The following is a 10,996-nucleotide window of genomic DNA, read 5'->3' as shown; positions in this document are numbered from 1 at the left end:
GCAGTTGGGCCCGTTCGACCGGGTCCAGGTCGGCGACGTCGCGGTGGCGCAGCACCTCGGAAGCGCTGGCGAGCGCGGCCGCGGGCGGCACCTGCTCCTCCTCGCCCCGCGCGGCCGTGCCGGGCGCGGGGCCCTCCCGTACGACCAGGCGCAGCCGCGGCGGGGGAGTGGCGGCCGCGCGGTGCCCGGCGGGCGCACGGTCACCGAAGTACGCGGCGAACACCCGCTCGTACCGCTCCAGGTCGTCCCGCCCGCCGCACAGCGTCAGCCGTCCCGCCCAGTACACGTCCGCCCGCATCCCGGGCCGCAGTTCGTCCACGGCGCCCAGAAACGCGTGCACCCGCTCGGTACTCGCGTCGACGTCGGCGGCCCGCAGGGCACGCGCGAACCCCAGAAGTACGGCGTCGGCGTGCCCGCCGTCCGGCCCGCGCCCGTCGACGAGCCCCCGGCCCCCGTTGTCGGCCCACCGCGCCCCGTCGGCCATACCGCTCACGCCCCCCTGGCCGCGAGGACGGCCGCCAGATCGAGCCCCCGGGCCCGCTCGGCGTCCTCGCGGTACTTCAGGACCGACCCCAGGGTCGCCACCGCCAGCTCCGCGTCCACCTCGCTCGCGCCGAGCGCGTCCAGGGCCTCGGCCCAGTCGATCGTCTCGGCGACCCCCGGCGGTTTGAGCAGCTCCTGTGACCGCAGGGCCTGCACCAGCGCGGTCACCTGCTCCGCAAGGCGTGCCGACACACCGGGCAACCTGCGCCGTACGATGGCCAGTTCGCGGGCGAAGCCGGGGTGGTCGAACCAGTGGTACAGACAGCGCCGCTTGAGCGCGTCGTGCACCTCGCGGGTGCGGTTGGAGGTCAGCACCACCACCGGGGGCACCTCGGCGCGCAGGGTGCCCAGCTCCGGGATCGTGACGGAGAACTCCGACAGCAGCTCCAGCAGGAACGCCTCGAACTCGTCGTCGGCGCGGTCGATCTCGTCGACGAGGAGCACCGACGGCTGGGTCTCCAGCGCCTTCAGCAGCGGCCGGGCGACCAGGAAGCGCCGGTCGTACAGCTCGCCCTCCAGCCGGTCGGCGTCCTTCACACCGGCCGCCTCGGCGGCCCGCAGATGCAGCAGCTGACGGGGGAAGTCCCAGTCGTAGAGCGCCTGCGAGGCGTCGATGCCCTCATGGCACTGCAGCCGGATCAGGGGTGCGCCGAGCGCCTGGGCGAGGGCGGACGCCAGCGCGGTCTTGCCCACGCCGGCGTCGCCCTCGCAGAAGATCGGCCGGTGCAGCCGCAGGGCCAGGAAGCAGGCCGTCGCCAGCCCGTCGTCGACGAGATAGCCCGTCGCCTCCAGGCGGGTCCGGATCTGCTCGGGACCCGCGACGTCCGCGGCCGGGTCCTGCCTGTCCCTGATCGCCGCTCACCCCATTCCGGCGGCGGCCAGGACCGCCCGCCTGGTGAGCACCCGCGCCAGGTGCTCGCGGTACTCGACGGAGGCGGACATGTCCTGGGACGGGTGGGTCCCCTCGGCGGCCGCCTCCGTGGCCCTCGCCACGGACTCGGCGTCCCCGGCTCCGATCAGGGCCGCCTCGGCCGCCGCGGCGCGCAGCGGGGTCGAGCCCATGTTGGTCAGGCCGACCCGGGCCTCGGCGATGTGCCCGTCGTCGCGCCGCACCAGCGCGGCCACGCCGACGATCGCGTAGGCCTGGGCGACCCGGTGGAACTTCTCGTAGTGGAAGCCCCAGCCGTCCGCCTTGGGCAGCCGCACCTCGACCAAAAGCTCGTCGGGTGCGAGGGCGGTCTGGAGGTAGTCGACGAAGAACTCACGGGCCGGGATCGTGCGCCGTCCGCCCGGTCCCTGTGCCACCAGCTCGCCGTCCAGTGCCAGCACCACCCCGGGCAGGTCCGCGGCCGGGTCGGCGTGCGCGAGCGAGCCGCCGAGGGTGCCCCGGTGGCGTACCGCGGGGTCAGCCACGGTCGCCGTGGCCGACGCCAGCAGGGCCGCGTGCCGGCGCACCAGCGGATCGTGGATGACGTCGTGATGCGTGGTCATCGCGCCGATGACGAGCGTGTCGCCGTCCTCGCGCACCCCGCGCAGCTCGGGGATGCGGCCGACGTCCACGACCAGCTCGGGAAAGGCCAGCCGCAGCCTCAGCAGCGGCAGCAGGCTCTGCCCGCCGGCCAGCACCTTGGCCTCCTCGCCGGCGCCCGCGAGGGTGCGCACCGCCTCGTCGACGCTGTCCGGCCGGGCGTAGTCGAATGCCGGAGGAATCATGCCTGGGCCTCCCTCACCGCTCGCCACACCCGCTCGGGTGTGCACGGCATACGGATGTCCTGGACCCCCAGTGGGCGCAGCGCGTCCACGATCGCGTTGACCACCGCGGGCGTCGACGCGATCGTCCCGGCCTCGCCGACTCCCTTGACGCCCAAGGGGTTCGAGGTGGCGGGTGTCTCGGTCCGCTCGGTCGTGAACTCGGGCAGGTCCACCGCCGACGGCACGAAGTAGTCGGCCATCGTGCCGGAGACCAGGTTGCCCTCGTCGTCGTAGACGGCCTCCTCGTACAGCGCCTGCGCGATGCCCTGCGCGAGACCGCCGTGCACCTGCCCCTCGACGATCATCGGGTTGACGACCTTGCCGACGTCGTCGACGCAGACGTAGGAGCGGATGTGTGTCTGCCCCGTCTCCGTGTCCACCTCGACGGCACACAAATGGGTGCCGTGGGGGTAGGAGAAGTTGTCCGGGTCGATCAGGTGCTCGGCGTTGATGGTGGGCTCGAAGCCGTCCGGCAGGTCGTGCGAGGTGAACGTCTCGAAGGCGACCTCCTGGATCGTCTTGCGGGCGTCCGGGGAGCCCTTGACGGAGAACACACCGCCCGAGAAGTCCAGGTCCTGCTCGCTCGCCTCCAGGAGGTGGGCGGCCACCTTCCGCGCCTTGGCGACCACCTTCTGCGCGGCGCTGTGGACGGCGGTACCGCCCACCACCAGCGACCGCGAGCCGTAGGTGTCCATGCCCTGCGGGGACGCCTTGGTGTCGCCGTGCACCACCTCGACGTCCTCGAACGGCACGCCCAGCACATCGGCGGCGATCTGGCTCCAGCAGGTCACATGGCCCTGGCCGTGCGGGCTGGTGCCGGTGACCACCTCGACCTTGCCGGTGGGCAGCATCCGGATGCTCGCCGCCTCCCAGCCGCCGGCCGAGTACCTCAGGTCCCGCAGCACCCGGCTCGGCGCGAGCCCGCACATCTCGGTGTACGTCGACACGCCGATGCCGAGACGGACGGCGTCCCCGCGGCGGTTGCGGTCCGCCTGCTCGGCGCGCAGCTTGTCGTAGTCGAAGAGCCCGAGCGCCTTCTCCGTGGCGGCCTCGTAGTTGCCGCTGTCGTAGGTCAGACCGGCGATCGAGGTGTACGGGAACTCCTCGTGCCCGATCCAGTTGCGGCGCCGCAACTCCACCGGATCCAGGCCGAGTTCGACGGCCAGGTCGTCCATGATCCGTTCGATGGCGTACGTCGCCTCGGGGCGTCCCGCGCCGCGGTAGGCGTCCGTCGGCGTCCTGGTCGTGAAGACGCCGGTGCAGGTGAAGTCGTAGGAGTCCATCTTGTAGATCGCCGGGTACATGAAGGCGCCCAGGATCGGGATGCCCGGGGTGACGAGCATCAGGTAGGCGCCCATGTCGGCCAGCAGGTCGACCTTGAGACCGAGCAGCTTGCCGTCGCGGTTCGCGGCGATCTCGATGTCCTGGATCATGCCGCGGCCGTGGTGGGTGGCGAGATAGCCCTCGGAGCGGGACTCGGTCCACTTCACCGGCCGGCCGATCTTGCGGGCGACCGCGAGCGCGAGCGCCTCCTCGCCGTACACCTGGAGCTTGGAGCCGAAGCCGCCGCCGACGTCGGGGGCGACCACCCGGATCTTGTGCTCGGGGATGCCGGTGACGACCGCCATCATGACGCGCACGATGTGCGGGATCTGCGTGGCGGTATACAGCGTGTACTCGCCGGACGCGGCGAGCGGGGTGACGACGACCGCGCGCGGCTCCATCGCGTTGGGGATGAGCCGCTGGTGGTGGTAGCGGCGGGTGAGGGTGACCTCGGCGCGCTCGCGCACGGAGTCGAAGGACTCGCCGGTCTTCAGGGGCCACACGTAGCAGCGGTTGGTGCCCTTGTCGGAGTGGACCAGCGGGGAGTCCTCCGAGAGCGCGGCCTCCAGGTCCAGGACCGGGGGCAGCGGCTCGTAGTCGACCTCGATCGCCTCCAGGGCGTCGGCGGCCGCGTAGCGGTCACGGGCCACCACGAGCGCGACCGGGTCGCCGGCGTGGCGCACCTCGTCGACGGCCATCGGCGGGTGGTCCGGCAGCACGATGTCCTCGGTCACCGGCCAGGCGCAGGGCAGCGAACCCAGCCCCTCGGCCAGGTCGGCGCCGCTGAACGCCGCGATGACACCGGGGCGTTCGAGGGCCGGGGAGACATCGACGCGGGTGATGCGGGCGTGCGCCATCGGGCTGCGCAGGATCGCCATGTGGAGCAGTCCGTTGACGCTGATGTTGTCGGTCCAGTTGGTCTGCCCGGTGATCAGGCGGGCGTCCTCCTTGCGGGGCCGGGCCCGGCCGACCTCGCGCTCCGTGGCCTGGTCGGTCATGCCGACACCTCCTGCTCGGAGGCCGCCTGGACGGCTTGCACGATGTTCTGGTAGCCGGTGCAGCGGCACAGATTGCCCTCGAGGGCGTGACGGATCTCGTCCGGGGTGGGGTGCGGGTGCTCGCGCAGCAGATCACGGGCGGCCATCAGCATCCCCGGCGTGCAGTAACCACATTGCAGGGCGTGTTTCTCGTGGAAGGCCCGCTGCAGGCCGGACAGCTCCCCGTCCCGGGCCAGACCCTCGACCGTGGTCACCTCACCGCCGTCCGCCTGGACCGCGAGCACCGAGCAGCTCTTGACGCTGACCCCGTCCAGCTCGACCGTGCACGCCCCGCAGTTCGAGGTGTCACAGCCGATCGGGGTGCCGGTCAGTCCGAGCCGGTCGCGCAGGTAGTGGATCAGCAGGAGACGGGGTTCCACCTCGTCCTGGTACGTCGTGCCGTCCACTTTCACCGAGATACGGGTCATGAGCCCTCCCAGGACCACGGGGCGTGATGTAGGTCACTGTAGGGCCGCCGGGGAGAGGCGGCGAGTGCTGGGACCGAGGTTCGTTGAGCGTTAATCCATTGCCGTCGCGGGCGCGGCTCTGCTGCACTGCTCGGGACGCAGCCGGAACAGATGCAAGGAGCACCGATGCGCACATCGCTCATGTCCACCCAGGAAGGAACGACCCACTCTTCGAAGGACATGACGCTTCGTGCATCTGCTCAACCTAGGCATCCTCGCGCACGTGGACGCGGGTAAGACCAGTCTGACCGAGCGGTTGCTGCACACCGTCGGGATCACCGACGAGATCGGCAGCGTCGACGCCGGCAGCACCCGCACCGACACCCTCGCGCTGGAGCGCCGGCGCGGTATCACCATCAAGTCCGCGGTCGTCTCGTTCGCGATCGACGACGTCACGGTCAACCTCATCGACACCCCCGGCCACCCCGACTTCATCGCCGAGGTGGAGCGGGTGCTCGGCGTGCTCGACGGCGCCGTCCTGGTGGTCTCGGCCGTCGAGGGGGTCCAGGCACAGACCCGCATCCTGATGCGGACCCTGCAGCGGCTGCGCATCCCGACCCTGCTGTTCGTCAACAAGGTCGACCGCCGCGGCGCCGACATCGACGGCGTCCTGCGCGCGATCCGCGAGCGGCTCACACCGGCGGTCGTGCCGATGGGGACGGCCGACGTGCCGGGGACGCCCGACGCCTCGTTCCGGCCCGGGGTCGGCGTGGGGGCGCTGGATGGGCTGGATGTGCTGGATGTGCTGGATGTGCTGGCGGAGCACGACGACGAGCTGCTCGCCGCGTATGTGGAGGGCCGTGCCAGTGCTATGTCACATTCCACCCTGCGCGTGGCCCTGATCGCCCAGACCCGCCAGGCCCTCGTCCACCCCGTCTACTTCGGCTCCGCCATCACCGGCGCCGGCGTGGACGCCCTGGTCACCGGCCTGAAGGAGCTTCTGCCCCCGGCCGACGGCGACCCCGAGGGGCCGGTCTCGGGCACCGTCTTCAAGGTCGAGCGGGGCCCGGCGGGGGAGAAAGTGGCGTACGCGCGGATGTTCTCCGGGACGCTGCGCACCCGCGACCGGATCCCGTTCGCGGAGGGCTCCCAGGAGGGCAGGATCACCGCGATCAGCGTCTTCGACCAGGGCACCGACGCCCGCGCCGACGCCGTCCCGGCCGGCCGGATCGCCCGGCTGTGGGGCCTCGCCGACGTCAGGATCGGCGACGCCCTCGGCGAGCCGCGCAAGGCGTACGAGCACTTCTTCGCGCCGCCGACACTGGAGACGGTCGTCGTCCCGGGGCCCGGCACGGACAACCGCAGGCTCCATCTCGCGCTCACCCGGCTCGCCGAGCAGGACCCCCTGATCGACCTGCGCCACGACGAGGTGCGCCGGGAGACCGCCGTGTCCCTGTACGGCGAGGTGCAGAAGGAGGTCGTCCAGGCCACCCTCGCCGAGGAGTTCGGCCTCGAGGTCACCTTCCGCGAGACCACGACGATCTGCATCGAGCGGCCGGCCGGCACGGGGTCGGCGGTCGAGTTCAACAAGAAGGACGACAACCCCTTCCTGGCCACGGTCGGCCTGCGCGTGGACCCCGCGCCGATCGGCTCCGGCATCGGCTTCCGGCTGGAGGTGGAGCTCGGCTCGATGCCGTACGCCTTCTTCAGGGCCGTCGAGGACACCGTCCGCGAGACCCTCGGCCAGGGCCTGCACGGCTGGCAGGTCGCCGACTGCACGGTCACGATGACTCACTCCGGCTACTCGCCCCGCCAGAGCCACGCCCACCAGGGCTTCGACAAGAGCATGTCGAGCACGGGCGCGGACTTCCGCGGGGTCACCCCGCTGGTCCTGGTCGAGGCGCTGCGCCGGGCGGGCACGCAGGTCCACGAGCCCATGCACCGCTTCCGCCTGGAGGCACCGGCCGACACGCTCGGCGCACTGCTGCCGGTGCTGGCCGCGCTGCGGGCCGTGGCGCGGACGACCGAGACACGCGGCGCCGGCTGCGTGCTGGAGGGCGACATCCCCGCGGGCCGGGTGCACGAACTGGAGCAGCGGCTGCCCGGGCTCACCCGCGGCGAGGGCGAGCTGGAGAGCGCCTTCGACCACTACGCGCCGATCACCCACGGACAGATCCCCGAACGCCCGCGCACGGACCACAACCCCCTCAACCGCAAGGAGTACCTCTTGAACGTCACGCGCCGGGTGGGGAGTTGAGCCCTCCGGGAAGCAGCGTCTCGTTCCCGGCGACCCGCATACGGCCGTCGCGAGGAGGGACACCGCGCCGTGGGCCCAGGACGTGACGACGGCCGGGTGGACGTGGTCGGCCGGCCTGCCGCCGAACCGTCGGGGCGCCGGTGGGGCGGGTCGTGCGGTTGCTGATGGGGTCGGTCATGGACGCGCTCCGGCTTCGAGGTGCGGGCACCCCGACCGTCTGCGGCCCCCGGCATCCGATCTCCCGACGACGCGCCTTTCATGATCGGCGGTCACCGGCACACCCACATCGCGGGACGGACCGCGCCCGATCAGCGCGGACGGCGCCGACCTGCATGGCCCGGCGCCGTCCGCGCGGGTGGTTCGGTTCAGTCCTCAGTTCAGTCCTGAGCGCACTCCTGGGTTCAGTCCGTCGACGGGCCCGTCCAGTCGCTCTGCACATGGCCGAGCCGTACCCGCTGCGGATGGTCGCCGACGGGGACGGACGTGACCTTCTGGCCGGTGGCGAAGTCGATGGCGGTGACCTGGTCGGCGCCGCTCTCCGAGATGATGCAGTCCTTGCCGTCGCCGCTGACCGTGGCCCAGTAGGGCTTGGAGGCGGTGATCAGCGGGCCCTCCTGGAACGTGGCGCGGTCGACGACGGTCGCGTAGTCGTCCATCGTGCCCGCGACACACAGCTTGGTGCCTTCCGGGTTCATCGAAATGCCGTGGTGGCGCGAGTCGTTGACCCAGGTGGTGCGGTCCGAGCTGGTCGCCGGGTTCTTCGGCAGCGTCTTCATCCGGGTGATCTTGTCGGAGGCGACGTCGTACTCGAAGAAGCCGTTGAAGAACGACACCTGGAAGTAGAACTTCGACTCGTCGGGCGAGAAGACGGCCGGGCGGATGGCGTCGGAGAAGTCCTTCAGGCCGAACGCGTCGAGCCGGTCGCGCATGTCGATGACCTTGACCTGCTTGTACGTCGTCGCGTCCACGACGGTGATGTGCCGGTCGCCCTTGGTCCAGTCCCAGGCCGGGTCGTCGAGGGCGGTGTTGACGTCCCCGATGGACATGTTCCAGATGTACTTGCCGTCCTTGGTGAAGATGTTCTCGTGCGGCTTGTCGCCCGTCGCGAACGAGCCAAGCTGTTTGCCCGTGTCGATGTCCAGCACATGCACGGTGTTCGAGAGCGAGGCGGAGACCGCGACCCTTTTTCCGTCGGGGGAGACGGCCATGTGGTCGGCACGGTAACCCGACACGGGGAAGCGCCAGTTGATGCTGCCGGTGGCGAGGTCGATGGAGACGACGTCGGCGAAGCTCGGCCGCGAGACCACGACCGACCTACCGTCCGGGGTGGAGTACATGTCGTCCGCGAACTGGTCGTGGCCCTCGCCGACGCCGTTGCGGATGGCCATGAAGTAGATCCACTTGATCGGGTCGGCGTTGATCTCGGCCATCCGCTGGTCCTTGTCCGGGATGACGTCGAGGTGGCCGATCTTCGCGAAGTCGCCGGTGGACTTGATGACATCGGCGGTGCCGTCCCAGTTGTTGCCGACGAACATCACCTCGCGCAGGGCGGCGGAGGAGTGTGTGTCGGCGGTGGCGGCGGTCGCGGGGGCGGCGACGGTCAGGACGAGGGCGGCGGCTACGGAGCAAAGGTGCCTGGATCTGAGTGCAGGCATGAGTGCTCTCTCCTCTGGGTGCAGTGATGAGGGCATGTCAACCATCGGGGCAAGAATCTGAAAACAGACGCCTTCAGAATCCTGCTTACTGGAAAGTAAGGAACGGGCACCTTCTCCACAAGACCGCGTGCACGACAAACTTGGCGGATCGGGTGACGAAGGAGGGTCAGTGGCGGGCAGGCTCAGGGCACCCACCGGGCGCTACGGCGGCAAGACCGCCGCGGAACGACAGGCCGACCGGCGCAGAAGATTCCTGGACGCCGCGCTCGAACTGTTCGGCAACGACCCCGGCTACCGTGCCACCACGGTCGCGGCCCTGAGTGAGGCCGCCGGCCTGTCGACGCGGCAGTTCTACGAGGAGTTCCGCACCCTCGAGGATGTGCTGGCCGCGCTGCACCTCCAGGTCAACGACTGGGCCCAGGAGGCCGTCCTGGCCGCGTTCGCCGAGGTGCAGGGCCTGCCGCTCGCCGAACGCGTCGCCAAGATCTTCCGTGCCTACGCCGCGAACGTCACCGGCGATCCACGCCGGATCAGGATCACCTTCGTCGAGATCATCGGGGTGAGCCCGCGTCTGGAACAGCAGCGCCTCGCCCGGCGCTCCGGCTGGGTCGACCTCATCTGCGGCGAGGCGGACGCCGCCGCGGCGCGGGGCGAGGCGGCCCCCCGCGACTACCGCATCGCCGCGACCGCCTTCATCGGCAGCGTCAACGGCCTGCTCCACGACTGGAGCGCGGGCTCGGTGAACGCGACCCTGGACGAGGTGGTCGACGAACTGGTGCGGCAACTGCTGGCGATACTGCGGCCGGTGGGGTGGGAGGGGGGCGGGACTGGAGCAAAGGGGGAGGGGACCGGAGAAAAGGGGGAGGGGTGACTGCCGGCGAGGGGCGCACCGCCCGCCGCGCGTGCAGCCCCCAGCACGGGCACACGGGCACTTGGGCACACGGGCACATGACGACCATGACGGTGGGATCATCCGGAGCCGCTGGTGCGCCGAGACGAACGGCGCTGTCGTAGCTCAGAGCCGGGTGAGCGGCACCAGTACGACGCCCGCGGCCATGAGCGCGGCGCACGCCAGCAGCCAGCCGGCCAGCAGGCGGCGCCGCAGGTCGCGGTAGGCCGCCTCGTACTCGTCCCGCACTTCGGCGGCACGCTCCGCGGTGTGCTGCCACGAGGCGCGGGCGAGCGCGAGGTACTCCGTCTCGAACCGGCGCTCCACCTCCTCGCGCCGGTCCTGCGGCAGCCAGTCGAAGGGGGCGCTGAACCGCGCCGCGGCCGTACGGCCCTCCTCGCGCGTGGCGGCGATCAGCAGATGCCCCTCGATCTCGTTCAGGAGCACCTGCGCGTCCTCACTGTTCATGGCGCGGTCAACTCCCGGTCCGCAGCCGGATTTTGAAGGTGGTGCAGGTCGAACGCCGGGGACTCGCTGCGGATGCGGGGGAGTGTGGTGAAGTTGTGGCGCGGGGGCGGGCAGGAGGTCGCCCACTCCAGGGAGCGGCCGTAGCCCCACGGGTCGTCGGCCTCGACCTTCTTGCCGTACTTCGCGGTCTTCCACACGTTGTAGAAGAAGGGGAGCAGCGACGATCCGAGCAGGAACGAGAAGATCGTCGAGACCGTGTTGAGCGTCGTCAGCCCTTCCACTGCCAGATAGTCGGGAATCCGGCGCTGCATGCCTTCGGCGCCCAGCCAGTGCTGGACCAGGAAGGTGCCGTGGAAGCCGATGAACAGCATCCAGAACGTCATCTTGCCCAGACGCTCGTCGAGCATCTTGCCGGTCATCTTCGGCCACCAGTAGTGGAAGCCGGAGAACATCGCGAACACCACGGTGCCGAAGACGACGTAGTGGAAGTGCGCCACCACGAAGTACGAGTCGGAGAGGTGGAAGTCCAGCGGCGGCGACGCGAGCATCACGCCCGTCAGGCCGCCGAAGAGGAACGTCACGAGAAAGCCGGTGGCCCACAGCATCGGGGTCTCGAAGCTCAGTGACCCCTTCCACATGGTGCCGATCCAGTTGAAGAACTTCAC

At 70.7% G+C, this 10,996-nt stretch carries 9 protein-coding genes and 1 pseudogene; 2 read left to right on the top strand and 8 right to left on the bottom strand.

All coding sequences use genetic code 11. From position 1 onward, the window contains the following. The 5 genes and pseudogenes from JYK17_RS39400 to JYK17_RS39380 form a co-directional block, all read right to left on the bottom strand. A pseudogene (locus JYK17_RS39400) lies at positions 1-484 on the bottom strand (hypothetical protein); the annotation flags it as partial. 5 nt (positions 485-489) lie between these two features. Beyond that, positions 490-1,347 carry an AAA family ATPase gene (locus JYK17_RS39395; RefSeq protein ID WP_108015587.1) on the bottom strand — a complete coding sequence of 286 codons (858 nt, stop codon included), beginning with the start codon at positions 1,345-1,347 and terminating at the stop codon, positions 490-492. A gap of 54 nt (positions 1,348-1,401) precedes the next feature. Further along, a complete protein-coding gene (locus tag JYK17_RS39390; protein WP_128801062.1) occupies positions 1,402-2,256 on the bottom strand; it encodes an FAD binding domain-containing protein in 855 nt (284 codons plus the stop codon). Next, complete coding sequence (locus tag JYK17_RS39385; protein WP_128801061.1) at positions 2,253-4,616, bottom strand: xanthine dehydrogenase family protein molybdopterin-binding subunit; 2,364 nt, start codon at positions 4,614-4,616, stop codon at positions 2,253-2,255. Before JYK17_RS39385 ends, JYK17_RS39390 begins: the two co-directional genes overlap by 4 nt. Beyond that, positions 4,613-5,083 (bottom strand): (2Fe-2S)-binding protein, encoded by a 471-nt coding sequence (locus JYK17_RS39380; protein ID WP_108015584.1) that lies wholly within the window; start codon positions 5,081-5,083, stop codon positions 4,613-4,615. The genes JYK17_RS39385 and JYK17_RS39380 overlap by 4 nt, the downstream gene beginning before the upstream one ends. Before the next feature lie 229 nt (positions 5,084-5,312). Between JYK17_RS39380 and JYK17_RS39375 the strand changes: the two genes are divergently transcribed. Further along, positions 5,313-7,319 (top strand): elongation factor G, encoded by a 2,007-nt coding sequence (locus JYK17_RS39375; protein ID WP_222812269.1) that lies wholly within the window; start codon positions 5,313-5,315, stop codon positions 7,317-7,319. Positions 7,320-7,720: 401 nt separating this feature from the next. On the opposite strand, the gene JYK17_RS39370 is transcribed toward JYK17_RS39375, so the two are convergent. Then, positions 7,721-8,974: a YncE family protein gene (locus JYK17_RS39370; protein ID WP_222812268.1), complete on the bottom strand. Its 1,254-nt coding sequence runs from the start codon at positions 8,972-8,974 to the stop codon at positions 7,721-7,723. Between the two features lie 169 nt (positions 8,975-9,143). Here JYK17_RS39370 and JYK17_RS39365 point away from each other — a divergent pair, with 169 nt between their 5' ends. Beyond that, positions 9,144-9,845: a TetR/AcrR family transcriptional regulator gene (locus tag JYK17_RS39365; protein ID WP_108015581.1), complete on the top strand. Its 702-nt coding sequence runs from the start codon at positions 9,144-9,146 to the stop codon at positions 9,843-9,845. Positions 9,846-9,989: 144 nt separating this feature from the next. On the opposite strand, the gene JYK17_RS39360 is transcribed toward JYK17_RS39365, so the two are convergent. Both JYK17_RS39360 and JYK17_RS39355 read right to left on the bottom strand, forming a co-directional pair. After that, positions 9,990-10,331, bottom strand: coding sequence for a hypothetical protein (locus JYK17_RS39360; RefSeq protein ID WP_222812267.1), 342 nt, complete (start codon positions 10,329-10,331; stop codon positions 9,990-9,992). Beyond that, on the bottom strand, positions 10,328-10,996 hold a 669-nt coding region (locus tag JYK17_RS39355; protein ID WP_222812266.1), incomplete at its 5' end, for a cytochrome c oxidase subunit I. The genes JYK17_RS39360 and JYK17_RS39355, both read right to left, overlap by 4 nt.

It is taken from the genome of Streptomyces plumbidurans, from assembly GCF_019857225.1.
Taxonomy (GTDB): Bacteria; Actinomycetota; Actinomycetes; order Streptomycetales; family Streptomycetaceae; genus Streptomyces; species Streptomyces plumbidurans.
Note: the sequence above shows the minus strand (reverse complement) of the source record. Positions and strands in the feature narration are given on the sequence as shown.

Bases quoted from the DNA above. Each gene is read 5' to 3' on its own strand.
- JYK17_RS39390 (WP_128801062.1), bottom strand. From the start codon at position 2,256: ATGATTCCTCCGGCATTCGACTACGCCCGGCCGGACAGCGTCGACGAG.
- JYK17_RS39385 (WP_128801061.1), bottom strand. From the start codon at position 4,616: ATGACCGACCAGGCCACGGAGCGCGAGGTCGGCCGGGCCCGGCCCCGC.
- JYK17_RS39380 (WP_108015584.1), bottom strand. From the start codon at position 5,083: ATGACCCGTATCTCGGTGAAAGTGGACGGCACGACGTACCAGGACGAG.
- JYK17_RS39370 (WP_222812268.1), bottom strand. From the start codon at position 8,974: ATGCCTGCACTCAGATCCAGGCACCTTTGCTCCGTAGCCGCCGCCCTC.
- JYK17_RS39360 (WP_222812267.1), bottom strand. From the start codon at position 10,331: ATGAACAGTGAGGACGCGCAGGTGCTCCTGAACGAGATCGAGGGGCAT.